Annotated in this window: 21 protein-coding genes; 17 read left to right on the top strand and 4 right to left on the bottom strand. The window is 38.0% G+C overall.

Translation table 11 applies throughout. From position 1 onward, the window contains the following. Window positions 1–38: 38 nt before the first annotated feature. Window positions 39–1,211 carry an MDR family MFS transporter gene (locus tag FH508_RS18285; RefSeq protein ID WP_173477585.1) on the bottom strand — a complete coding sequence of 391 codons (1,173 nt, stop codon included), beginning with the start codon at window positions 1,209–1,211 and terminating at the stop codon, window positions 39–41. A gap of 137 nt (window positions 1,212–1,348) precedes the next feature. After that, the gene (locus FH508_RS18280; protein ID WP_025220342.1) at window positions 1,349–1,570 is read right to left on the bottom strand and encodes a DeoR family transcriptional regulator; all 222 of its coding nucleotides are present in this window, start codon (window positions 1,568–1,570) and stop codon (window positions 1,349–1,351) included. Between the two features lie 358 nt (window positions 1,571–1,928). On the opposite strand from FH508_RS18280, the gene pepV reads away from it, so the two are divergent. The 8 genes from pepV (at window position 1,929) to FH508_RS18240 (ending at window position 10,755) form a co-directional block, all read left to right on the top strand. Next, the gene (gene pepV / locus FH508_RS18275) at window positions 1,929–3,332 is read left to right on the top strand and encodes a dipeptidase PepV (RefSeq protein ID WP_173477584.1); all 1,404 of its coding nucleotides are present in this window, start codon (window positions 1,929–1,931) and stop codon (window positions 3,330–3,332) included. 104 nt (window positions 3,333–3,436) lie between these two features. Next, window positions 3,437–4,291 (top strand): D-amino-acid transaminase, encoded by an 855-nt coding sequence (gene dat, locus FH508_RS18270; protein ID WP_173477583.1) that lies wholly within the window; start codon window positions 3,437–3,439, stop codon window positions 4,289–4,291. Window positions 4,292–4,490: 199 nt separating this feature from the next. Further along, complete coding sequence (locus tag FH508_RS18265) at window positions 4,491–5,498, top strand: nuclease-related domain-containing protein (RefSeq protein WP_173477582.1); 1,008 nt, start codon at window positions 4,491–4,493, stop codon at window positions 5,496–5,498. A gap of 3 nt (window positions 5,499–5,501) precedes the next feature. Beyond that, complete coding sequence (locus tag FH508_RS18260) at window positions 5,502–6,455, top strand: diacylglycerol/lipid kinase family protein (RefSeq protein WP_173477581.1); 954 nt, start codon at window positions 5,502–5,504, stop codon at window positions 6,453–6,455. A 77-nt stretch (window positions 6,456–6,532) separates the two neighbouring features. Beyond that, window positions 6,533–7,180 carry a tRNA (guanosine(46)-N7)-methyltransferase TrmB gene (gene trmB / locus FH508_RS18255; protein WP_173477580.1) on the top strand — a complete coding sequence of 216 codons (648 nt, stop codon included), beginning with the start codon at window positions 6,533–6,535 and terminating at the stop codon, window positions 7,178–7,180. 21 nt (window positions 7,181–7,201) lie between these two features. After that, the gene (locus FH508_RS18250) at window positions 7,202–8,071 is read left to right on the top strand and encodes a YtnP family quorum-quenching lactonase (RefSeq protein WP_139860163.1); all 870 of its coding nucleotides are present in this window, start codon (window positions 7,202–7,204) and stop codon (window positions 8,069–8,071) included. Window positions 8,072–8,399: 328 nt separating this feature from the next. Then, entirely contained in the window at window positions 8,400–9,428 is a 1,029-nt protein-coding gene (locus FH508_RS18245) for a PTS sugar transporter subunit IIC (RefSeq protein WP_139860161.1), read from the top strand. Window positions 9,429–9,528: 100 nt separating this feature from the next. Further along, window positions 9,529–10,755 carry a carboxylate--amine ligase gene (locus FH508_RS18240; protein WP_173477579.1) on the top strand — a complete coding sequence of 409 codons (1,227 nt, stop codon included), beginning with the start codon at window positions 9,529–9,531 and terminating at the stop codon, window positions 10,753–10,755. Window positions 10,756–11,854: 1,099 nt separating this feature from the next. Here the strand turns inward: FH508_RS18240 and FH508_RS18235 are convergent. Next, complete coding sequence (locus tag FH508_RS18235; protein WP_173477578.1) at window positions 11,855–12,169, bottom strand: hypothetical protein; 315 nt, start codon at window positions 12,167–12,169, stop codon at window positions 11,855–11,857. A gap of 166 nt (window positions 12,170–12,335) precedes the next feature. Between FH508_RS18235 and FH508_RS18230 the strand changes: the two genes are divergently transcribed. The 9 genes from FH508_RS18230 (at window position 12,336) to FH508_RS18190 (ending at window position 22,507) form a co-directional block, all read left to right on the top strand. Then, on the top strand, window positions 12,336–13,412 hold the full coding sequence (locus FH508_RS18230; protein ID WP_173477577.1) for a M42 family metallopeptidase: 1,077 nt from the start codon (window positions 12,336–12,338) through the stop codon (window positions 13,410–13,412). 58 nt (window positions 13,413–13,470) lie between these two features. Continuing rightward, window positions 13,471–13,992: a DUF84 family protein gene (locus tag FH508_RS18225; RefSeq protein ID WP_173477576.1), complete on the top strand. Its 522-nt coding sequence runs from the start codon at window positions 13,471–13,473 to the stop codon at window positions 13,990–13,992. 94 nt (window positions 13,993–14,086) lie between these two features. Further along, window positions 14,087–14,605, top strand: a complete 519-nt coding sequence (locus tag FH508_RS18220; protein ID WP_173477575.1) for a hypothetical protein — start codon at window positions 14,087–14,089, stop codon at window positions 14,603–14,605. A 73-nt stretch (window positions 14,606–14,678) separates the two neighbouring features. Beyond that, complete coding sequence (locus FH508_RS18215; protein ID WP_173477574.1) at window positions 14,679–15,500, top strand: DUF1444 domain-containing protein; 822 nt, start codon at window positions 14,679–14,681, stop codon at window positions 15,498–15,500. Next, the gene (ytpR, locus tag FH508_RS18210; protein ID WP_173477573.1) at window positions 15,500–16,114 is read left to right on the top strand and encodes a YtpR family tRNA-binding protein; all 615 of its coding nucleotides are present in this window, start codon (window positions 15,500–15,502) and stop codon (window positions 16,112–16,114) included. Before FH508_RS18215 ends, ytpR begins: the two co-directional genes overlap by 1 nt. Window positions 16,115–16,319: 205 nt before the next feature. Next, a complete protein-coding gene (locus FH508_RS18205; RefSeq protein WP_173477572.1) occupies window positions 16,320–19,709 on the top strand; it encodes a DNA translocase FtsK in 3,390 nt (1,129 codons plus the stop codon). A gap of 222 nt (window positions 19,710–19,931) precedes the next feature. Then, the gene (gene murC / locus FH508_RS18200; RefSeq protein ID WP_173477571.1) at window positions 19,932–21,245 is read left to right on the top strand and encodes a UDP-N-acetylmuramate--L-alanine ligase; all 1,314 of its coding nucleotides are present in this window, start codon (window positions 19,932–19,934) and stop codon (window positions 21,243–21,245) included. A 117-nt stretch (window positions 21,246–21,362) separates the two neighbouring features. Beyond that, window positions 21,363–21,869: a DUF948 domain-containing protein gene (locus FH508_RS18195; RefSeq protein ID WP_173477570.1), complete on the top strand. Its 507-nt coding sequence runs from the start codon at window positions 21,363–21,365 to the stop codon at window positions 21,867–21,869. A 134-nt stretch (window positions 21,870–22,003) separates the two neighbouring features. Next, window positions 22,004–22,507 carry a YtxH domain-containing protein gene (locus FH508_RS18190; protein WP_173477569.1) on the top strand — a complete coding sequence of 168 codons (504 nt, stop codon included), beginning with the start codon at window positions 22,004–22,006 and terminating at the stop codon, window positions 22,505–22,507. Between the two features lie 173 nt (window positions 22,508–22,680). Here the strand turns inward: FH508_RS18190 and FH508_RS18185 are convergent, their stop codons facing one another. Then, on the bottom strand, window positions 22,681–24,837 hold the full coding sequence (locus tag FH508_RS18185; RefSeq protein WP_139859825.1) for a cell division protein FtsA: 2,157 nt from the start codon (window positions 24,835–24,837) through the stop codon (window positions 22,681–22,683). Between the last annotated feature and the right edge of the window lie 7 nt (window positions 24,838–24,844).

The following is a 24,844-nucleotide window of genomic DNA, read 5'->3' as shown; positions in this document are numbered from 1 at the left end:
AAACTGCCTCCTACGTAACTCGTGCTTTTTTAATATAGTTAAGCAGCACCTTGTGTTTTAGATCGATAAAACAGTGAACTACATAAGACAAGAACGGCGATGACAGCAAACATTGCATCAATATAATGCGTTAAAAGCCATCCCCCAATAATAGGGCCAATAAAACCACCTAAATTTTTAAATTGAGAGGCGCCTAGATATGTTGCTTTTTGTGTATCTGGTGCAATTTCATCGATCATGACATTCATTGTTGGGAAAGCAAATATTTCGCCAATTGTAAAAATAATCATTGCACAAATGAACAGCGAATAGTTCGTTGATATGCCAAAGAGCGTTAAACCAACTGCAAAGAATACGATACCAATCAGAAGAATTGTGGATGATGAAAAACGCTCTGAAAAAATACTAATCGGTAATTGTAGTAAGAGAACAACCGCCGCATTTAACGAAATTAGTAAAGAATAGAGCTTAGCACCATCCTCAATTTTTAGCTCAATCAATTGCGGAAGTGTTGAATCAAATTGGGAGTAGCCAATATTTATTAAAATGGCTCCAAAAATAAAGCTTAGTAATACTTTGTTTGTTAAAAGAATCGTAAAGGTTTGAAGCACTTTTGTTTGTGTGATAGCTTTTTGTTGCTGCATTTCGTAACGATTCAATACGAAAAATAAAAATAGTGCATAAATAATGTACATAACACCTGTCAGCATAAACGGAATGCTAGGACTGGATAGCTGGGCTATATAAACGCCAATAAGAGGTCCTATTACGGCCGCTATATTAATGGCTGTATAGCGCAATGAAAACAATCTTTTGCGTTTTTCTGCTGGAGTGAAATCAATCATTAATGCTTGTGTAGAAGGCTCAAAGAACGAGCGACATAAGCCGTTCAACGCATTAAGTACGACAAAGAACCATATCGTATGTGCTGTAGCAAAGCCGAAGAAAACAATACTCCAAACAAGTATCGTAAGTAAAATGACACTTTTGCGACCAAAGCGATCTGTTAAATAACCGCCAAAAAATCCACCTACAGTGGAAATCAGCGGTGCAATACCAATGGTCAGCCCTATCTGTAAAGGGGAGGCATCAATTTCGTTATGTAAATATATAGCTAAAAAAGGCATTGCCATAAAGCTCGCAATACGTGTAAATATAGTGCCACCTAAAATAATCCAAACGAGCGGGTGGAACATCTTGGATAGTTGCATAAAAATCCTCCTCTCAACATGTAGAATGTTTCGAGTGTAACGGATTGTGAAGAGGCTGTAAATAGAAAAAAAGAATGACCCCGACGAAAGGTCATTCTTTTTTCTTACAATAATGCTTTACGCAACGTGCGCAAAAACTAAGACGTCAATTTTACTTTTTTACTCGTCGTTGTCCATTTGCCTCGACTTGGACTCATCACCAAATCGTTAAAGGCTAACACGTTCAAATCTCTTTGAACGGTGCGAGGAGTGATGCTAAACTCTTCGACTAAATCCTGTGTAGACACGGTTCCTTTGTCTAAAATAAACATGTACACGTCTTTAATACGATTAAGCATTCGATCAGTAGTTGGTTTCATAAATGAACCACTCCTTCATCTTAATTCACTTGGCAAAGACTAGCGGACGACACTATGTGCGGAGTGCACTGAGGCTTTTTAAGTAGCTGCCTTAGACATCCCCTTTTCTAATTTTATGTTCAGAACAATAATTCTGATAACTCTATTATATAGAAAAACGAAGCAGTTTTCTAGTGAATGCAATAGAAATTTACAATATATACATAAAGTTTTCGCTGTATTTTGTGGACATTAGTGTAAAAGATGCTATATGTGGTAGTGTAAAGGGAAGAGAGGCAAATGATAGTTAGAAAGACGATTGTATTTTTCTAAGTAAAGAGTAGAATAATCTTATTATAAAATGGAGGAGGTACATAGTATGGATTGGTTACATGCTGCAAAGGAAAGACAAGATGAGTTAGTAAGAGAATTACAGGAGCTTGTGCAAATTAATAGTGTATTGGATGAAAAAACGATAACAGAAAATGTGCCGTTTGGTAATGGACCGCTAAAGGCACTGGAATGGTTGTTAGCAAAGGGTGAAGCTGAAGGGCTACAAACGAAAAATGTTGATAATTATGCTGGACATATTGAAATGGGCCAAGGTGAAGAATTACTCGGTATTTTATGTCATGTTGATGTAGTGCCTGAAGGTGATGAAACGAATTGGACTTATCCACCTTTTAGTGGCACGATTGCCGATGGGAAATTATTTGCCCGAGGTGCAATAGACGATAAAGGCCCAACGATTGCTGCATGGATGGGCATGAAGCTTGTGAAAGATGCAGGCATTCCATTAAACAAACGCGTACGAATGATTATCGGTACGGATGAAGAAACAGGCTTCCGCTGTGTCGACCATTATTTTAAAAATGAGGAAATGCCAACATTCGGTTTTGCACCAGATGCAGACTTCCCACTCATAAATGCCGAAAAAGGCATCGCTGAGCTTGTGTTCTCTCAAAATAAATCTGGGGATGCGACGAAAGAACAGCTACTACTATTTAATGCTGGGAAGCGTCCAAATATGGTACCAGATTTCGCAAAAGCGACAATTCAATTAGTATCTGCACAATTCGAACAGAATTTTCAAACATTTTTAAGCAAAAATCAGCTAGAAGGCTCTTTATTAAAAGAGGGTTCTCGCTATATAATAACTATCAAAGGAAAAGCAGCTCACGCAATGGAACCTGAGAAGGGGATCAATGCAGCTGTCTACCTTGCAGCATTTTTACAGCAAGAATTGACGACAGAAGGAAGTAAGCAATTTGTCGATTTTATCGCAGATGTATTCCATCAAGACCATTATGGCAACGCATTAGCTTTGCAATTTGAGGATGATATGTCTGGCAAAACGACATTAAATCCAGGTATTGTTACTTATGATGTAGCCCAAGGAGGAAGCATAGTCGTTAGTTTCCGCTACTCTGTAACGTATCCATTTGATCAAAAAATTACAGAGGCTCAACGTTTAGCTGCTGACAAAGGATTATCACTCGATGTTCAAGATAACTCAAAACCTCATTATGTCAGTGAGGACGATCCGTTAATCCAAACGTTAGCTGCTGTTTATCGCCGACAAACAGGGGACAACGATACACCTTTGCTTTCGACTGGTGGTGGTACGTATGCGCGCGTCTTGAAAAAAGGTGTGGCATTCGGCATGCTTTTCCCTGGTGATCCAGATGTAATGCATCGTGCGGATGAATATGTAATTGTTGATAAATTAGTACAAGCTGCTGCTATTTATGCAGAAGCTATTGCAGAACTTGCTGGGAAGTAAGTGTAATCTGTAAGAGTATAATGTTCTTATGAAAGAGGTCACAATGCTTCACTTGCAAAGCACTTCACTAAAAAATAATTTTAAAATGAAAAGGATGTATGAACATGGCATACTCATTATGGAATGATCAAATCGTTGAAGAAGGATCTATTACAATTTCACCAGAAGACCGTGGTTACCAATTTGGAGACGGTATATATGAAGTAATTAAAGTATATAACGGAAATATGTTCACAGCACAAGAGCACATTGATCGTTTCTATGCTAGTGCCGAAAAAATTCGTCTTGTCATTCCTTATACAAAAGACGTTTTACACAAATTACTGCATGATTTAATCGAAAAAAACAACTTAGAAACAGGTCATGTTTATTTTCAAATTACACGTGGTACGACTTCTCGTAACCACATCTTCCCAGATGCAAGCGTACCAGCTGTCCTAACAGGCAATGTTAAAGCTGGCGAGCGTTCAATCGAAAATTTTGAAAAAGGTGTAAAGGCAACATTGGTAGAAGATGTGCGCTGGTTACGTTGTGATATTAAATCGTTAAATTTACTGGGAGCTGTACTTGCAAAACAAGAGGCTTCTGAAAAAGGATGCTACGAAGCAATTTTACACCGTGGTGATATTGTAACGGAATGTTCATCTGCAAATGTTTATGGTATTAAGGCAGGTAAACTTTACACACACCCAGCAAATAACTACATCTTAAATGGTATTACACGCCAAGTTATTTTAAAATGTGCAGCAGAAATTAATTTACCTGTTATTGAAGAGCCAATGACAAAAGGCGATTTATTAGCAATGGATGAAATTATCGTGTCATCCGTTTCTTCTGAAGTAACACCAGTTATCGATGTGGATGGTCGTCAAATCGGCGCAGGTGTTCCTGGAGAATGGACTCGTAAATTACAAAAAGCATTTGAGGCGAAATTACCACTTTCAATCAATGCTAAATAACAGTAAGTAATTAAAAAGAGCTACCTATAACTTGGTTAATAGCCAAGCTGCTAGGCTAGCTCTTTTTTATAGAACAAAATATGCATGTATTCTCCTGAAACGTCATGTAAAATAAAAAGGATAGAACCTTTAATTGGTAGTAGAACAAAAGCCAATGAGGCAAAGTTGATATGGGGTAGTAGATTGGAGTGACCTAAACATGGCACAATTAGTGAAAATACAAGATTATATTTCACGTTATCAAATTGATTTAGCTAGATACCCAACACAGTTTGTGCGCTTAAAAAAAAGTCAATGGGAGCGCATTAAACGTCAATGGGAATTAGGCGAAGATATAACGGAATGGCAGCATACTGAAAATGAAAAAGACAATGATTCATTTGAAGAAAAAGATCGCTTCTCATTCATTAAAAAGATTTTTACAGGGCGTCCAAAAGAAGATATCCAAGAAGATATTGAGCAAGTAGACGTGACGAACGAATTTGCCGATGAAGAAGATATCATTCCAGAAGAGGAAACAACATTATCTTTTGAACCGAATATTGTTTACGCACCTCAGTCCATCCATGAATTGAAGCGGATGTTTATAGACCAATTTTTTCATTTTCAAATGAAATGGGCAAGCTCCACTTTGCGAGAAAAATCGTATGTAGATCCTCGATTTATGCGCGATTCTTTGTTACGTACACTGCTACAAAACTTACCAGATAATTATTTAGTCTTTTACTATCCGATTTTACAGGTGAGAAAAGCACCGATCGAGCTGGATGTTGTGTTAATGTCACCAACAGAATGCATTTGTATTACTGTGCTTGAAGCAGAGAATCAGGCGGTATATGTAGGTGGCAGTGAACGCTTTTGGTTGAAAAAAGTGGGGACAAAGGATTCAAAAATACTCAATCCGATGATTAGCTTAAGCAGAATGGAATCTGTCCTAACACAATTATTTAAGCAAGACCAAATAGACATGCCGATTCGCAAGGTTATTTTAACTCGTAATGGTTATTTCGATTACCCAGGTTCATCTTTTAGTGTTCGCTTAGTCGACCGTCGTAATTATAATGAATGGATGCAGTCATTAAAAAATGTTTCATCACCTATGAAGCATATGCAAATTCGAGCAGCTCAAACAATTTTAAATAATGTGCAAACGACTTCTTTTAATCGTGATATTTGGCAACAAACATCTTCAAAAGCTGAGGACTAACAGATGCATGTATTATTTATTGTTAATGAGTGTGCTGGGAATGGGAAGGGTAAAATTGTTTGGAATAGATTGCAGCAGCAATTATCCATTGATTATCAAGTAGCTCTTACACAATACGAAGGGCACGGTCAAGAAATTGCTGAGCAATGGGCGCAAAAAGACCAAACAAAAAAGTTAATCATAGTAGTTGGCGGAGATGGCACCGTTCATGAAGTTGTTAGTGGCATTGTACATAATCAATTAGTCGTTATTGCCGTGGTCAGTGCAGGCTCTGGTAATGATTTTGCCCGTTATTATCCAACATTTAAAAATGCGAAACAGATTGAACTGTATGTCAGGTCGGAATTGTCTGCCAGTATGATGGATATCGGAAAGCTGCAGCTAGGAGCAATGCAACACGAAGTATTTGTTAATAATGCGGGAATCGGCTTTGATGCCTATGTCACAAGGCACATAAATAAGTCCCGTCTTAAATACTATTTCAATAAAATAGGACTTGGTAAGCTTTCCTATGCCGCTGCAGTAGTTAGAGGGTTATTTCACTTTAGTTGTTTCGATGTAACAGTTCAGACGCAAAATCAAACGATTCATTTTCAAAATGTCTGGTTTGTCGCTACAAGCAATCAACCGTATTTTGGCGGTGGCATGAAAATTTCACCTATGTCTAAAGCAAATGATGGCAAAGTTGAATTAACTATTGTCCACAATATTTCTAGAGTGAAATTACTATTAATTTTTGCCACTGTTTTTTTTGAAAAGCATACAAAGTTTCAAGAAATATCTTTTTTACAAAGCGAGCAATTTGATATTGTTGTGCATGCAAATAGCGTTGATTGTCATACTGATGGAAATTATATCGGAGCGATTGGGCAGGATGTAGTCGTGCGATGTACAGTGCAACAACAAGCATGGAAATGTATAACATTGGAAAAGTCAAAAAACGTCATTTCGCAATAATATCATGCGAATGTGACGTTTTTACGTTATACTAATAAAAAATCAATAATTTCACTATTAAGAAATGAGGAAGAAAATTGAGATTAAGAAATAAGCCTTGGGCAGAGGAAATGATTACAAATCATCCAGAGGTGATTATTCCAAATCCTGAAGACTTTAAAGGAAACTGGCAAGCTGTTTTCGGCAATGATCACCCACTACACATTGAAGTAGGAACTGGGAAAGGTCAATTTGTGACTGGAATGGCCTTGCAAAATCCACATATTAATTATATCGGTATTGAGCTTTATGATAGCGTAATTGTTTGCGCATTAGAAAACATTTTAGAAGCTAAATCTCCAGCGAATTTACGTTTATTAAAAGTAAATGGCGCAGATTTAAATAAATTTTTTGAAAAAAATGATGTAGATCGTGTGTATTTGAATTTCTCAGATCCTTGGCCAAAAATACGCCATGCAAAGCGTCGTTTAACGCACGAGGGTTTTTTGAAATTATATGAGTCGATTCTAGTGGATAATGGGGAAATCCATTTTAAGACGGATAACCGTAGTCTTTTTGAGTATTCCTTAATTAGTATGTCTGAATACGGTATGTTATTAAAGTATGTATCACTCGACCTACATGCAAATATGCCAGAAGATAATATTATGACAGAATATGAGCAAAAGTTTTCTGCTAAAGGACAGCCGATTTATCGTTTAGAATCGCAATTTATTAAAAAATAGCAAACAGTAGGGGGAGTATGGATGGATCAGTTACAGTTTCATAATATGTCATTATCATGGCTAAACGGGGGTGTCACTTGCCTTGATGGCGGTGCAATGTTTGGCGTAGTACCAAAACCACTTTGGTCACGCAAATATCCAGTAAACGAAAACAATCAAATCGAATTACCTACAGAGCCTATCTTAATTCAATATGATGGGAAAAACTATCTTGTTGATACGGGTGTTGGTTTTAACAAATTAAATGAAAAGCAATTGCGAAACTATGGAGTAACAGAAGAATCAACTCTAGCTGATAGTTTGCAAGAGCTTGGCTTAACAACGGCTGATATTGATGCAATTTTAATGACGCATTTACATTTTGATCATGCGGGTGGTCTTACACGATGGGAAGGTGAAGTTTTAGTCCCTACATTCCCTAATGCTAAAATTTATGTAACAAAAATTGAATGGGATGAAATGCGTGAGCCAAATATTCGCTCTAAAAATACGTATTGGAAAGAAAATTGGGAGCCTGTTCAACATTTAGTAGAAACATATGAAGGGTCGTTAGAGGTTGCTTCTGGAATTGAAATGATTCATACAGGTGGACATAGCGATGGACATGCTATTATTAAATTAACGCAAAATGGCGAAGTAATGTTGCATATGGCAGATATTATGCCAACTCATGCGCATCAAAATCCATTATGGGTGTTAGCATATGATGATTATCCAATGACGAGTGTTTTTGCCAAAGAACGTCTTATGAAGGAAGCTTTAGCAAATGGCTACAGTTTTATTTTCTACCATGATGCATATTACCGTATGATTAAATGGGATGAAACAGGCAAGGAAATTGTTGATAAATTAGAACGCAGCAGACAAGCTGTTATTACATTTAATAAATAATATATGGATTTCATGTGTGATTGCTTTTACAGACCACACTTTAGACTATAGGCTAGCTTAAAGAGCCTATAGTCTTTTTTATTTTTAGACATTCAAAAATGGAGTGTAGAGCTCTGGAACGGAAATATGTATTTTTAATATTTCGAAATATTTTTTTGTAATATTCAGCTATTTGGAAACGACTACTTTCTGAGTGGTGATATAATATGCTATTTACCAATTTTAACATGTAATATTCTGAATATTACATATTGACTGATTAATCTAATATTAATATACTAAGATAACATCAAAGAGCGTTAGATTGACAGAAGGGAAATGAAATACAATGAAAAATTTTATCAATAATGTACTAACTGGGATGAGTATGGGAATTGTTGTTTGTTTAATTCCCAATGCATTAGTAGGTGAGATATTAAAACTAATAATTCCTTATGTGCCCCAGCTAGAAATTATTTTAAATACATCTGTATTAGCAATGAGTCTACTACCTGTTATTATTGGCGTCATGACAGGAATTTGCTTTAAATTAACACCTGTCCAAACATGTAGCGTTGGACTAGCTGCATTTGTTGGTAGTGGTGTATATACTATTGATCCAGATACAGGCATTACAATTGCTGGTATTGGTGTTGTTATTAATATTGGGATTACGACTGCTTTAGCTGTGTTATTTGTGCAATTTTTAGGTAATAAGCTGAAGGACTTTACACTATTATTAATGCCTGCACTTGCTATGTTTGTACCTGGTTTAATCGGCAACGCCATTTTACCATATGTGCGTACAGGTTCAGGATATGTTGGACTTATTATTGAACATTTAACGACGTTACAGCCAGTAGTAATGGGCTCACTCATTGCTATGATTTTCTCAATATTAATTATTTCACCAATTTCTACTATAGGTGTAGCTACAGTAATTATGTTATCAGGCATCGGTGCTGGTGCAGCCAATCTCGGTGTTTGTGCATCTGGTGTAGGGATGTGTATTGCAAGTTATAAGGCGAACAATATTGGTACTGCCATTGCCCATGTAGCATCTGCAAAAATTCAAATGCGTAATTTTTTCATGAAGCCAAAAATAGCTTTTCCGATGATTATTACTGCGGGAATATTAGGCGCCTTAGCAGGACTCTTTGAAATTGTAGGTACACCATACAGTGCTGGTTTCGGTCTAGGTGGCTTTGTTGGACCATTGAAGTATTTAAGCTTAGTAGGTTGGACACCTTATACACTAACAATAGCGATAACGTTATTTATCGCCCTGCCTATTCTATTAAATGTTGTCTTACTACGAATCTTCTCGATGAAACTGAAATGGATTACATCGGAAGACTATAAGGTGCATTATGAATAATGGAAAAGTCTCCGTTTGGGGGCTTTTTTTTCGTGAACATTTTGGAAAATATGATACACTAAAAGCTATACTAAAACACAAAAGAGAGTTGAAATAAATTATGGTAACGGAGCAACCATTTTTACCAGTATTATTAGGATCAGATATGAATGCATACGGCATGGCACGAGCATTTTATGAGGCATATGGCATTAAGCCACTTGTATTAGGACGTTCACATTTAACAGCAACACAAGATAGCCATATTTTAGAATTTAAAGAAATTGATCGTTTAAATGAACAGGACGTATTTGCACCAGCACTTGCTCAAATTGCAAAGCAATATGCTGATAAAAAATTACTGCTACTTGCTTGTGGCGATGATTATGCAAAGCTCATCATTAAAAACAAACCTGCATTACAGGAGCATTTTACAGTACCATATATTGATGAATCATTAATGGATGAAATTTTATTAAAAGAAAATTTCTATAAAATGTGTGAGAAGTACGACTTTAGATATCCAGGTACAACAACGGTAACAGCGAAAAACTATGAAAATTTCACGCCACCATTTAACTACCCAATCATTATAAAAGCATCGAATTCAGTAGAATATTGGGCATGTAAATTCCCAGGCAAGAAAAAGGTGTTCGTTGCACACGATGAAGCTGAAAAAAGTGCAATTTTAAAAGCTATTTATAGTTCTACTTACCAAGATACAATGATTATTCAAGAATTCATCCCTGGTGATGATTCGTATATGCGCGTGTTAAATGTGTATGTAGGAAAAGACGGCAAAGTAAAGCTAATGTGTTTAGGTAACCCGATTTTAGAAGAGCATTCACCAGAAGGTATCGGAAGCTATGCAGCCATCGTTACGACATACGATAAAGAGCTTATGGATCAAGTACGCCACTTTTTAGAGGATATCGGTTATACTGGCTTTGCTAATTTCGATATGAAATACGACATTCGCGACAAACAATATAAATTATTCGAAATAAATTTACGTAACGGACGCTCAAGCTATTATGTAACGGCAAGCGGACATAATTTAATGAAATATGTTGCGGACGACCATATGTTAAATATCGAGCAACAGTTAACGTATGTAGAAGACAAGCATTTATGGATGATTATTCCGAAAGGCGTGTTATTTAAATACGCTTCTAACGAAAAGCTAAAGCTTGAAGCGCAAAAATTGATTCGTGAAGGGAAGTATACAAATTCTCTTTACTTCAATAAGGACATGAATGCAAAGCGTTGGGTAAAGCTTACACTAAATAATTTAAATTATTATCGAAAATATAAAAAGTATTTCAATAATAAAGGTCTAGAAGAATAAGATTGATTAAAAGGAGGTATAACACATATACCTCCTTTTAGTTTAGGAAAAAACTCGAAAAACGACGACTGCTAGTGATTTCTACTATGCGCGGGCGCTTTTTGCAGAGTGCGGGAGCGTAATTCCGCGGAGCGAGGGTGTGATTCCGCGGAGTGAGGGTGTGATTCCGCGGAGCGAGAGTGTGATTCCGCGGAGTGAGGGTGTGATTCCGCGAAGCAAGGGTGTGTCCGCAAAGCAAGGGTGTGATTCCGCGAAGCGAGAGTGTGATTCCGCGGAGCAATGAGTGAATTCCGCGGAGCAAGGAGCGAATTCCGCGGAGCAATGAGTGAATTCCGCGGAGTAAGTGTGTGATTCAGCGAAGCAAGGGCGTGATTCCGCGGAGCGAGGGTATAATTCCGCGAAGCGAGAGTGTGTGCGCGAAGCGAGAGCGTAATTCCGCGGAGCAAGGGTGTGATTCCGCGAAGCGAGAGTGTGATTCCGCGGAGCAAGGAGCGAATTCCGCGGAGCAAGGGTGTGATTCCGCGGAGCAAGGGTATAATTCCGCGGAGCAAGGGTGTGATTCCGCGGAGCAAGAGTGTGTGCGCGAAGCGAGAGCGTAATTCCGCGGAGCAAGGGTGTGATTCCGCGAAGCGAGAGTGTGATTCCGCGGAGCAAGGAGTGAATTCCGCGGAGCGAGGGTGTGATTCCGCGAAGCAAGGGTAGGATTCCGCGAAGCAAGGGTGTGATTCCGCGGAGCGAGAGTGTGATTCCGCGAAGCGAGAGCGTAATTCCGCGAAGCAAGGAGTGGATTCCGCGGAGCAAGGGCGTGATTCCGCGAAGCGCGTGCGTGATTCCGCGGAGCGAGGAGTGAATTCCGCGAAGCGAGGGTATAATTCCGCGAAGCGAGAGTGTGGTTCTGCGAAGCGAGGGTGTGATTCCGCGGAGCGGGGGTATAATTCCGCGAAGCGAGAGTGTGTGCACGGAGCGAGAGTGCGATTCCGCGGAGCAAGGGTATAATTCCGCGAAGCGCGTGTAAGCAAGTCCCTACATTTAAATTTTTGAAAATAAAAAAAGCATGTGAGACATTGTTATGTCCACATGCTATTCTATGATGTTTTGTTTAAACTTCCGTCAATTCTACGACTACGCCAGAGCGTGCATCTGCAGCAAACTCGAATGTTTGCATTTCACCCTCGTGCATGCGTGAAATACCACCACGATAAACAGGAATAGTCATAAATCCATTTGTGAAATTGTCAGTTTTCATAAAAATCCAAGAACCGTCTATTGGCGAATCCTTTTTAAATTCCTTTTTTATGTTTTCAAGTACTTGTCCTGCGGGTACATACGGAGAAACTTTTTCACTAGCTTCTTTAATAATGACTGCCGCGGCGAGGCCTGTTGCAACACCAATTAAAAAATCACGTAATTTCATGGGTAATTTCCTCCTTTTCCTATAGCTCTATTTTAGCATAGCACAAAGAAGGAAAGCACGTTCATTATAAAGGACTTTCAAGAAATGTATCAATATTTCGACTTCTGAAATAATTATGATACAATAAGCAAGGAAGAAAATTCTACTTCGTGGGGAGAGAGTCATCATGAATGAGGAAACATTACAATTATTTAAAACATTAACTGAATTACCTGGGGCTCCGGGCAATGAGCATGCAGTGCGTGCATTTATGCGTTCTGAGCTACAGAAGTACTCAGATGAGGTAATTCAAGATCATTTAGGTGGTATTTTTGGTGTAAAGCATAGTGCTGTATCAGATGCCCCTAAAATCCTAGTAGCAGGTCACATGGACGAAGTAGCATTCATGGTAACGTCGATTACTGATAATGGATTAATTCGTTTTCAAACACTAGGTGGCTGGTGGAACCAAGTTATGTTAGCACAGCGTGTGGAAGTGTACACGAAAAATGGTGCAATTCCAGGTGTTATCTCATCTATTCCACCGCATTTACTAACAGATGCAGAACGAGCAAAACCAATGGAAATTAAAAATATGCTAATTGATGTTGGGGCAGACAATAAAGAGGATGCAATTGCTCTTGGTGTTCGTCCAGGACAGTCAATTATCCCAGTATGTTCATTTACGCCGATGGCAAATCCGAAAAAAATTATGGCAAAAGCATGGGATAACCGTTATGGCTGTGGACTGGCGATTGAATTAATGAAAGAAGTAAAAGATGAAAAATTAGCTTCTCATTTATATTCAGGCGCAAATGTTATGGAAGAGGTTGGCCTTCGTGGTGCTCAAGTTTCAGCTAATATGATTAAGCCTGATTTATTTTTTGCTTTAGATGCATCACCAGCTAATGATATGTCTGGAGATAAAAATCAATTTGGTCAACTAGGTAAAGGGACATTATTACGAATACTTGACCGTACAATGGTAACACATCGTGGTATGCGTGAATTTGTGTTAGATACGGCAGAATCTAATCATATTCCTTATCAGTATTTTGTATCTCAAGGTGGCACAGATGCTGGCCGTGTACATACATCTAATGACGGTATACCAAGTGCTGTAATTGGTGTTTGCTCACGTTATATCCATACATCAGCATCGATTATTCATATTGATGACTATGCTGCAGCTAAAGCATTAATTGTAGAATTAGTGAAAAAAGCTGATCGTTCGACATTAGAGACGATTCGCGCTAATGTATAAGTAAAACAGAAGGTGCCTATTAGGGCATCTTTTTCTATGCAAAGAAAGAGGGATTATAATGGAAATTGCTATTGGGACAACGAATAAAGCGAAAATCCAATCAGTTCAAGCAATAGTTAATCAATATTTTGAAAAAGTAAATTTTACATATTTTAAAGCACCTTCACAAGTTTCAGAACAACCAATAACTACTGAAGAAACAAGACTTGGCGCGATTAATCGTGCAAAGAATACATCGATTGCTACTGGTGCTATGCTTTCTTTTGGACTAGAGGGTGGCGTGACGGAAATAGATGGTGATATGTACGTCTGTAACTGGGGAGCTCTTACATTAGCAGATGGTACGACATTTACAGCAGCAGGCGCACAAATTATTTTGCCAGAGGAAATTGCCCAGGAAATAAGAGCGGGCAAGGAGCTTGGGCCTGTAATGGAACAATACACTCAGCGATTAGATATTCGTCAAGGTACTGGGGCTGTGGGTATTTTTACGCAAGGAATTGTAACTCGTCAGACGATGTTTGAGCATATTGTCGCGCTGCTTATTGGACAATATTTGTTCACAATAGCGCAAAAATAGTGTCTTTGAACTAGTGAGAATGGAGCAGTGATGTTGCAACTTATCTAGAATTTTTTTAAAATAGAAAAAAGTTAGCAATGAAAGGAAGATAGAAATGTCTCGTGTATGGCTACAAGCACTAGGATTACTGCTTTTACTATTGGGGCTTTCTGGATGTAATCAATCGGATGATGAACAAATTGCTAGTGGACTTCAAATAACGGAAACGGTTTTTGAAGAAGAGCCAGAAGCATATACCGACAAAATTGGTCATATACAATTGTTTTTACCGTCAAAATACAAAATTGATGATAGTTCAGATGCTTATAATATTTTAATATCAAAAGGAATGGACTCGTATATTCTTTTTATCAATGATCGCGAAAAAGCCAATAGTAAACTCTATTATAATTTACTACAAGAAGATAGTTCGAAGAAAATTATCGATGAAACTACCTATGAAAAGGATGGTATTTTCGGTTTTGCTGCTGTCTCTAAAACAGATAACAAAGATGAATTTGAGTTAATCGTAAGCTGTGGTGGCGTGAAAATGACAACCATTTCTCTAGCAAAAAATATTGAAAATAATCTTCATGAGATGACGAAAATCGTTCATTCGGTTAAGATTAAATAATTGCATAGTTTTGACCAGCGCGGTTCACAAAATTATGTGAGCCGTTTCATTATGAAGAAAGGACGTGAGCTAATTGAAAAAAATAAAATCAGAGCAACTTGTGTCCCTATTAAAAAAGCAGTTAAGTGAGCAAAAATTTGATTTTCAATTTGATAAAAAGCAAGATAAATTACGCTTGAATCATAAAAAAATAGGCAAAGGGATGGAGCTCTCTTTACCAGGTATTTTAGCAAAATATAATGAAAAGCAAGAGGCTGCAATTGAAGAAGTTGTCTATACGATTGAGCAAACTTTTTTAGCGATGGAGCAGGAACAGGAGCGAGGCTTCAAAGAATCTGGGAAAATTTTTCCCGTAATTCGTGCAACATCCTATCCGAAAGCTTCTAAAGAAGGACATGCGTTTATCACGACAGAGCATACTGCTGAAACACGTATTTTCTATGCGCTTGATTTAGGAAAAACATATCGCTTTATTGATGAATCGATGTTAGACACACTAAAATTGACAGAAGAACAAATTCGAGAAATGGCACGATTTTCTGTCAAACAGCTACCAACCGTCTATAAACAAGATGAAGTAGCAGGAAATGTCTTTTATTTTGTGAATGCAAATGACGGCTATGATGCAAGTCGGATTTTAAACGAAAACTTTTTAAAAGAAATGCGAGCAAAAATGGAAGGTGATATGACGGTATCTGTACCTCATCAGGATGTATTAATACTAGGTGATATTCGTAATGAAACAGGGTATGATGTATTAGCACAGATGACGATGCATTTCTTTGCTGTCGGGACAGTACCGATTACGTCATTATCATTTATTTATGAAGATGGGGAGCTTGAACCAATCTTTATATTAGCAAAAAACAGAGTAAAAAAGGAGCAAGAAAAATAATGAATGTATTTTACAACAAAGAGCATGTGGGAGATGTATTATTAGTACAATTGGCTACTGAGGCGATTGTGAAAACAGAGGTAGAGCGTGCTGGAGATATCGCCATTTTAAAAGAAGCACAAACAGGAGAAATAAAAGCATTTAACTTATTTAATGCAAGCAAGTATGTTCAAGTTGAGGCACGAGGCAATATCGAGCTTACACCAGAGTTTGTAGCACAGCTTGAAGCTGCTATTAAAAGCAATGGCGCTGCAATTAGCCTTGATGTAGATTTTACACCAAAATTCGTTGTTGGCTACGTTGAAACAAAAGAAAAGCATCCAAATGCCGATAAATTAAGTATTTGTACTGTAAATGTAGGTGAACAAACGCTTCAAATTGTATGTGGTGCACCGAATGTTGATGCTGGTCAAAAAGTTGTTGTTGCTAAAATTGGCGCTGTAATGCCTTCTGGAATGCTTATTAAAGAAGGAAATTTACGTGGGGTAGACTCATTTGGTATGTTATGCTCAGCGCGTGAATTAGCGATTCCGAATGCACCATCTGAGAAAGGTATTTTAGTTTTACCTGAGGATGCTGTAATAGGCAGCGCATTTGAGACACCATCTCGTTAATTATATAAGTTGTAAAAGAATCGTTAGACTACCAATAGCTGGTGGTATAACGATTTTTTGTCTAGCTCGGGCCTATAAATACGAGTTTCTATATCATTTTTATGGTATGCTTTTTGATGTGGACATTGAACTTAGTTTTAATAGTCGATTATTGAAAACTAAAACAATGCTATAAATGAAGTGTAAGAGAAATGAGTGAAACAACGTGAATTGGTTTAAAAAGAAAATTGATAAAATTTTAAATAGAGATGAATATGAATATGATGAATATTATGAAGAGTACGAGGAACAACCAGAGCACCAACAGCCGTTAAATGAGCATTTGAATGAAACATCCGCTACAAAACAAAAAGCTTTCCGATTCCCTTTAATTGATGATGAAGAAGATAAGCTTCAAGCATCCCAATCAAAAGACGTGTTTGATCAAATGGATGACTCTTATGGATATATTGAAGATTTAACGTTGCCCAAACATTTAAATCATAAAATGGCAGATTCGCGTGTTTACGATATAGAGGTTTCTGGTATCCGTGAATTATTAGAAAATCGTTCGAAGAGAACTGGCCGAACGACGACAACACGCAGTCAGCCTAAACAGCAAGAATATCCAACGAAGGCAAGTATGATTTTCCGCGATGCACAAGTTGAGGCTAAACCTGTTCATAAGGAGCCAATTGTAAAACAGGAAAGCAAAACGGAAGACATTTTAGCTCAGAATCGAAAGCGCTTTGTGCCAACGGATGTCCCTTCACCAGTTTATGGCTTTGCAAAACCAAGCCCGATTGAGCAGTTATTGAATAAACGGAAGGAAGAGAAAGAGGCTGAAACACCTTCCGTGGCTAAGTTTGCAAAAGAAGCGACAACAAATGAGCTTATTGAAAATATACTAGAAGAAAAAGAGCCTATCAAAGCCTCCATCGATGTTCGTGAATTGCTTGAAATACCACGTTCAATTGAAGTGCCAACGAACCAAACAACTGCACTTGAGGAAGTTGAAGCAACGGAGCACAGCCAATCAGCGACTGAAGCGAATACAGAAGAACCTTCAAAGCAGCTGATTACATTTGAAGATGTAGCTGAGCATAGCCAATCGGCGGATGAAGTATGTATGGAAGCGCCATCGAAGCAACCGATTACATTCGAGGAAGTTGCGGCAGATCAACAAAATCTAATAACAGATGACGATCATTTAGAGTTACCTGTACCCCAAACGACATCCATTACGATGAATTTTGAAGAGCAAATTAAAGATGCGGTACAGCAAGAACTAGCTGTCGAGCAGCTTTCTGCTGATCAGTCAGAAATTCATGTCAAAGAAGTAGTTGTTGAGCAATTACAAATTGAGAATTCTACAATTCACATTGGGGAAGTGACAGTGGTTCAGCCAACGAATGAAGAGGACCAACAAGAAATAGTAGAGGATTCAGCTGTAAAGCAAGAAAAGAGCCGTATTCCATTTAATGTTTTAATGTTAAAAACAGATAAAGAGAAATGGCGAATTTCACAGCAACTAAAAGCGATATCCAAAACTTCTACAGAAGAAAAGCTAAATGAGAGTGCGTTTACTCGCGATAATTATGGAGCTGTAGCGTTGTCAGAAGACAAACAAACACCTTCTCCTATTGTAGAAGTAGAGCAATCAATGCAAGAGCCATCATCGAAAGAGACTGAGACGGAAAGTATTTCTGTTATTACGATGTCACCTGTAGCAACGATGACACCTTTGCCAACAAAAGAAAATATAGCGGTTGAAGCTGAGGCGATTGAAGAAATTGCAGCAACAACGTTTGAAGAAAATGTTTTACTTCAAACAGAAACTACAGATATTAAAGTTGAGCCATTGGAAGAAGATTTAGCACCAATACTGTTTGAAGAAAATAAAGTACCTTCACAAGAAATTACAAGTATTGAAGCTGGAGCGATTGAAAGCAAGCCAGCAATAATGATTGAAGAAAATGCTTTATCACAAGCAGAAAATACAGTAATGGATGCTGAGGTAATCGAAGAAACGACAGCGCCAGTGTTAACAAATAATGATTTACCAAATGCCGAACTTACAGAAACAACAATTGCTATTCAAAGCATTGAAAAAGCTGAAATGGTAGAGGGAAATCAGACTGATGCATTGGTAATTTCGGATGTTGAAGCGAAAGAAAATGAAGTTATACCTCAAAAGCCTGTTCATGTTTATCAAAAACCGACGGATGAATTTTTAGAGCCGCCTGAGGAAAAAACACAAGATACAGAGTGGATGGAGCAACAAGGGGACACACTAGTGGAAGCACTATCTTATTTCCAAGTGTCAGCGCAAATTGAATCGATTATGCAAGGTCCAGCGGTAACACAATTTGAAATTACAGTAAGTCATGGTACGAAGGTAAGTAAAATTCGTAACTTAGCTGATGATTTGAAACTTGCTTTAGCTGCAAAGGATATTCGAATTCAGGCGCCGATTCCAGGAAAAAGCTCTATCGGAATAGAAATTCCTAACCGAGTATCTCGTGCTGTTCGTTTATCAGAAGTGACAAATAGTGCTTCATTCCTCGATTCCGATTCACCATTAGAAGCGGCACTAGGTCTGGACTTAACAGGGAAGCCTGTCACGATTGATTTACGTAAAATGCCGCATGGCTTAATTGCCGGGGCGACCGGATCAGGTAAGTCTGTTTGTATTAATTCTATTTTAGTTAGTCTATTGTATAAAGCGGCACCACATGAATTAAAACTGATGCTAATTGATCCAAAAATGGTAGAACTTGCTCCGTTCAATCATATTCCTCATTTAGTCAGTCCAGTCATTACGGATGTAAAGGCTGCAACAGCAGCGTTAAAATGGGCAGTTGAGGAAATGGAGCGACGTTATCAGTTATTTGCTCATGCAGGTGCACGTGACATTACACGTTATAATGCTTTAGCAGATAAAAATAAAGAGCATAGTTTAAAATTGCCGTATATTTTAATTGTCATTGATGAGTTAGCAGACTTAATGATGATGTCGCCTGCTGATGTCGAGGAAGCGATTTGTCGTATTGCTCAAAAGGCACGTGCTTGTGGTATACATTTAATTGTTGCAACACAAAGACCTTCTGTAGATGTTATTACAGGTCTTATTAAATCCAATATCCCTACACGAATTGCCTTTGCGGTATCTTCACAAATCGATTCACGTACAATATTAGATGGGCAAGGAGCAGAGCGATTATTGGGACGAGGCGATATGCTATATTTAGGTAATGGCATGTCTGCACCAGTACGTTTGCAAGGGACATTTGTTACTGATGATGAAATCGAATCAATTATCGAGCATGTTCGTGAGCAAGGCGAACCAGATTATATATTCGACCAAGAGGAACTTTTAAAGAAATCTGAAGTATCGGCAGAGCAAGATGATCTGTTTGAGGATGTTTGCCGTTTTGTTTATGAGCAAGGTGGGGCCTCTACATCTCTTATTCAACGTAAGTATCATATCGGCTATAATCGTGCTGCACGATTAATTGATATGTTAGAATCTCATGGTTTTGTGTCGGAGGCAAGAGGCAGTAAACCACGTGAAAGCTATATTACTGAACAAGATTTAATTGCTATGTTTGAATAAGAATTGCAGTGTTTTCGTAAAGATTATCTGACTTTCGTCAAAATTAGTTTTTTTAGAAAAGTTGCACATTTATCCTTGTGCATAAATAGTGCTATAATAGACAAGATGTTTTAACATAGTACGTATTTTTCTGTACGTGTAAAGGTATTAATACCTAGTGCAAAATACGATACACCTAATAGATGATAGATGGGATTTTGTATTTCCCGGGGGGTTTAATTAATGACAGTTTTTCATTTCACAGGCATTAAAGGTTCTGGCATGAGTTCGCTTGCACAAATCTTATTTGATGCTGGTGAACAAGTACAGGGCTCAGATATTGATAAATATTTCTTTACGGAACAGCCGTTGCGTGAACGAAATATTCCAATTTTCACTTTTAATGCGGATAATATTAAAGAAGGTATGACAGTAATTGCAGGGAATGCTTTTCCTGATGACCATCCTGAATTAGTGCGAGCACGAGAAATTGGTGTAGAAATTATTCGTTATCACAAATTTCTTGGTGAGTATATTGGCAATTACACATCGATTGCTATTACTGGCGCACATGGTAAAACATCTACAACGGGCTTAATGGCACATGTTGTAGGCGGCTATAAGCCAACTTCCTATTTAATCGGTGATGGTACAGGTGCAGGCCATGAAAATGCTAACTTCTTCGTGATGGAAGCGTGTGAATATCGTCGACACTTTTTAGCATATAATCCTGATTATGCAGTGATGACAAATATTGATTTCGACCATCCAGATTACTTTGCGAATATTGAAGATGTGTATGCAGCCTTCCAATCACTTGCATTACAAGTGAAAAAGGCGATTATCGCATGTGGCGATGATGAACATCTACAACGTATTCAAGCAAAAGTACCTGTTGTTTATTACGGTTTTGGCGCTGAAAATGACTTTGAGGCACGTAATGTTGAAAAAACAACAGAAGGCACAACATTTGATGTTTTTGTGCGTAATGAATTTTATAGTACTTTCTTTATCCCATTATTTGGCGACCATGCAGTGTTAAATACACTAGCTGTTATTACACTTTGCCAATATGAAGGTATTTCATCTGAAATTATTCAAGAACGTTTAAACACGTATAAAGGTGTAAAAAGACGTTTTACAGAATCGAATATTGGGGATCATGTTTTAATCGATGATTATGCACACCATCCAACAGAAATCCGTGCAACGATTCAATCGGCTAGACAAAAATATCCTGAACGTGAATTAGTAGCGATATTCCAGCCGCATACATTCACGCGTACACAAGCGTTTTTACAGGACTTTGCAGACAGCCTTAGTTTGGCTGATACAGCATACTTATGTGATATATTTGGTTCTGCAAGGGAAACACAAGGTGCACTTTCCATTCAGGATTTAGCTTCACTTATTGACGGGAGCGCTGTAATTACTACAGAAGGTATCGACGTGTTAACAAAGCATAAAGACGCAGTATTCTTATTTATGGGTGCTGGCGATGTTCACAAGTTCCAAGATGCCTTTGAAGATGTACTTAAAAGCAACGAAACAGCTTAATCCGCAAGGAATAAGCTGTTTTTTCTCAAATATGAGAAGGATTTAAGTTTTATTTGTCGAAGATAAGGTAAGTAATAGTATACAGAGAGAAATTATTACTAGCAGGAGGTCTATTTTATGGAAGTCATTTTGTATATTGCAGCAATAATAGCAGCGATCGGTTTTTTATTCTTATGTGTGAGCGTCGGTATGACGTTATTTTCACTCAAGTCAATACTTAACAGTTTATCTGGAACATTAGCAGGCATTGAAAAACAAATGGAAGGGATTACACGTGAAACGACTTCTTTGTTAATTAAAACAAATAGCCTAGCGGAAGATATTCAACAAAAATCTGAGCAATTAAATACTGTTGTTCATGCAGTAAAAGGAATGGGCGACTCTGTAAATGGTTTAAATGCCTCAGTGCAGCAAATTACGTCATCTATTTCAAAAAGCGTTGAACAGAATGAAGAAAAAATCGCACAAGTTGTTCAATGGAGTAATGTCGCAATGGGCATTGCAGATAAATGGAAAAAGCGTAAAGTAATTGAGCAGGCACCAGAAATAATGCCTGAGGACGTATATAGTTTTGAGGAAGTTCAGACGGACAAGCCAAAAAGAAAATGGGGTCGCAAAAAATAATTATTATTTAGCAGGTGCTTTCTTAACGCCAGCTGAATATAAATAAAGCCTTAGGCGATTTATATTGTATGACACATTCAAGTGGAAATACATACGTCTAGGCGCATTAGATTATAAAATGGGAGGAATTGTCCATGACTACACAAAAGCCAAACTTTAACGAAGTGAAGGAACAACAACTAGAAAGTACATTGCCACAGCTTTATAATTCGCAAGATTCGATCTATGAAGAGGAGCGTGTAAATATGAAAGATTTCGTCATTGGCGCTTTAGTTGGGGGTATAGTGGGTGCAGCTGCAGGGTTACTATTAGCTCCGAAATCAGGGAAAGATTTACGTAGTGATGTGGCAGTGCAAGCTGTTAATTTAAAAGATAAAAGTGCGGATTTATCATCAACAGCTAAAGATAAAACAGTGCAATTATCAAAACAAATCCAAGAGCAATCTTCGCAATTGGTTGAAAAAGTAAAGACACTCAAGACTGCAAAAGCACCAACTGTTTTTGATGATGGTACGGTCTCTTTCGAAGGGGAAGAGCCACTTGAGGACTTTATCGATGATGCTAAATCAGAACAAGAAGAAGTGTCAGAAAAAAAGGAAAAAACGGATGAAGAGAAAGCACAAGAAGTCCGTGCATAGTATAAAAAATTAATAGAGAACACTCATTGATGGTGTAAAGGGCGATAACTCTTACGGGGTTGCAACTTACATGCTAAGCCGTAAAGCAGCTGCCTTAGTAGACATCAACGATATAGCAAAAAGTGTTAGATTGATTGTAATCAATCTAACACTTTTTCTTTGTGTACACGTGCTTATAATGATAAAGGTGCGTCTTCAAGAACTATTTCTAGTTGGTCGCCACCAAAGATTTCTGTATCAAATGATGCAGGTTGTCCGTTACGGAGAATCGTAAAATGCCCTTTAAATGTCGTTGGTAGCTGCCAAGTAGAGAAGCGGAAAACATCCTGATAAATCCAAGGACTTCGATCTTTTTCCTGAATGGCAATTGTCGCTCCATTGGGGACAGTTGAGAGCGGTGAAACAACTGCCTGGTTAACAAGCATGTCATTTGTCGTTTTTTTCAGCTCTACTAGCTCCTGTTGGAAATGAATAATGATTTTATCTTCAAGTAAAACATTCATATGATCAGCAATTCGCTGTACAGTAGGTAATGTTGGTTGCGAGAAGGTAATTACATCGTTTTGTTGAACAGCATATGATAGTTTACTTGGTTTTCCGTTAATGAGTAACTGAGCGGAAAACGCTGGTAAATATAATGGTTTTCCATCGACATAAACAACAAAAGATTCAAATTGCATTAGTAAATGCGTATTATTTGTAAATTTAAATATATCTTCAACCGTTTCAGCTATTTCAAACACGATTATATCCCGATCGTTTAACACAGTGTCCATAGAAACGGGTGAACCGTTGACAGTAATTGTTGGTTCGATAACGTATTTTGTATCTTGAATAGTTACCGTTTTAGTTACTGCTTGGTCAACAATATCTCTTACCGTAGCAGTGGCTGGATGTCCATCTTGACCTTCAATTAACTGAATGGCATCGCCTGTTTTAATAATGGTTTTTGTAGTGGCTTGTTGACTGTTAACTAAAATTTGTGCTGGTTGACCGTGACCTCCAGGTATGAAAATATCTTGTCCGTTCACACTAATAGATAATCCATGTCCTGGCTTGCCATATAATTGTTTAGCTCGAATATTGGCTGCTAAAAAGGCATCGCCAACTGTCATTTCTTTTAATTCAAAAAGACGTACAATTTGTTCATTTACCGTTAAGCTCATATATTGTATTGGCATTTTCTTTGCAGCAATGGCTATGCCAATTGGTGTGACTAACTCAGGGGATGCTTTTATATGCTCCTCCTTTGTTAAATTTTGAATGGCATCCACACCGCGTACAGCAATTCGATTTGCTGGTAAATCAAGTACTAGGCCAATCTCTGTTGTTAGATTAGGCGTTAAACTACCACCTCCAACGAGCATCACAGCTTTTGGGGCAGTTTTATTATTAAGGCGCAATATCTCTTCTCCAATTGCCTTAGCAAGTTGTTTAACAGCAGGCTCAATTGCGATAAGCACTTCAGCTTTTGGATAGTATTGGTCAAAGCCCAAAATATCTTGAATTAAAATTTCATCAGCACAGTGCAGTTGACGCTTCGCCTCTTCAGCCACTGGGAAATCGAGCAAATAATGGTCGCTAAGCGCCTCTGTTATTTCATCACCCGCTGTTGGCACCATCCCATATGCCACGACTGTACTTTTGTCGGTAATGGCAATATCGGATGTACCAGCACCAATATCGACAAGTGCCACATTTAGACGGCGCATTGTAGGAGGGATGAGAACATTAATTGCAGCAATAGGCTCTAATGTTAAGGCATCCATTTCTAAATTCGCACGTTTTAAGGCAGCAATCAGCGATTCTACTACGACACGTGGAAGGAAAGTCGCAATGACTTCAATCTGTGCCTCGTCACCTTGCTGATCGAGAAGGCTACCAATTTCTTCACCATCTAGACGATAATATAAAACGGAATAGCCAACACAATAATAGTGACTTATTTTGGCATCCTCTTTATGCTGTAGGAGCTGTTGTTGTGCTTGTTGAACTGCCTGTAATTCTAAGCGACTAATGTCTTCTTCAGTGAATATAGGGCGGTTACGAATATTAATGGTCACGCTTGCCTGCTCTGTTTTTAATGAACGACCTGCAGCAGCGACACTTACTTTCGATAATGGTCCATGCTTTTCTTCAAGCTCTTGTTTAATTTCATTAATTAATTCAGCAACATACATGACATTATGTATTTGACCATCTACCATGGCCCGTTCTTTGTGTTCTTTTACTAAAATATCTTGTACATGAAAATGATCATTATCTTCCTCTAAAATAATGCCAACAACAGAACGTGTACCGATATCAAGTGCAAATAATTTTGAACTCAATGTAATC

It is taken from the genome of Lysinibacillus sp. CD3-6, assembly GCF_006351725.2.
In the GTDB taxonomy this organism is placed as follows: Bacteria; Bacillota; Bacilli; order Bacillales_A; family Planococcaceae; genus Lysinibacillus.
The sequence above is the reverse complement of the archived record's forward strand: the minus strand, read 5'-3'. Positions and strand labels throughout refer to the sequence as shown.

Coding starts and splice junctions, on each gene's coding strand:
- FH508_RS18285 (WP_173477585.1), bottom strand. CDS start 1,211: ATGCAACTATCCAAGATGTTCCACCCGCTCGTTTGGATTATTTTAGGT.
- FH508_RS18280 (WP_025220342.1), bottom strand. CDS start 1,570: ATGAAACCAACTACTGATCGAATGCTTAATCGTATTAAAGACGTGTAC.
- pepV (WP_173477584.1), top strand. CDS start 1,929: ATGGATTGGTTACATGCTGCAAAGGAAAGACAAGATGAGTTAGTAAGA.
- dat (WP_173477583.1), top strand. CDS start 3,437: ATGGCATACTCATTATGGAATGATCAAATCGTTGAAGAAGGATCTATT.
- FH508_RS18265 (WP_173477582.1), top strand. CDS start 4,491: ATGGCACAATTAGTGAAAATACAAGATTATATTTCACGTTATCAAATT.
- FH508_RS18260 (WP_173477581.1), top strand. CDS start 5,502: ATGCATGTATTATTTATTGTTAATGAGTGTGCTGGGAATGGGAAGGGT.
- FH508_RS18250 (WP_139860163.1), top strand. CDS start 7,202: ATGGATCAGTTACAGTTTCATAATATGTCATTATCATGGCTAAACGGG.
- FH508_RS18245 (WP_139860161.1), top strand. CDS start 8,400: ATGAAAAATTTTATCAATAATGTACTAACTGGGATGAGTATGGGAATT.
- FH508_RS18240 (WP_173477579.1), top strand. CDS start 9,529: ATGGTAACGGAGCAACCATTTTTACCAGTATTATTAGGATCAGATATG.
- FH508_RS18235 (WP_173477578.1), bottom strand. CDS start 12,169: ATGAAATTACGTGATTTTTTAATTGGTGTTGCAACAGGCCTCGCCGCG.
- FH508_RS18230 (WP_173477577.1), top strand. CDS start 12,336: ATGAATGAGGAAACATTACAATTATTTAAAACATTAACTGAATTACCT.
- FH508_RS18225 (WP_173477576.1), top strand. CDS start 13,471: ATGGAAATTGCTATTGGGACAACGAATAAAGCGAAAATCCAATCAGTT.
- FH508_RS18220 (WP_173477575.1), top strand. CDS start 14,087: ATGTCTCGTGTATGGCTACAAGCACTAGGATTACTGCTTTTACTATTG.
- ytpR (WP_173477573.1), top strand. CDS start 15,500: ATGAATGTATTTTACAACAAAGAGCATGTGGGAGATGTATTATTAGTA.
- murC (WP_173477571.1), top strand. CDS start 19,932: ATGACAGTTTTTCATTTCACAGGCATTAAAGGTTCTGGCATGAGTTCG.
- FH508_RS18195 (WP_173477570.1), top strand. CDS start 21,363: ATGGAAGTCATTTTGTATATTGCAGCAATAATAGCAGCGATCGGTTTT.
- FH508_RS18190 (WP_173477569.1), top strand. CDS start 22,004: ATGACTACACAAAAGCCAAACTTTAACGAAGTGAAGGAACAACAACTA.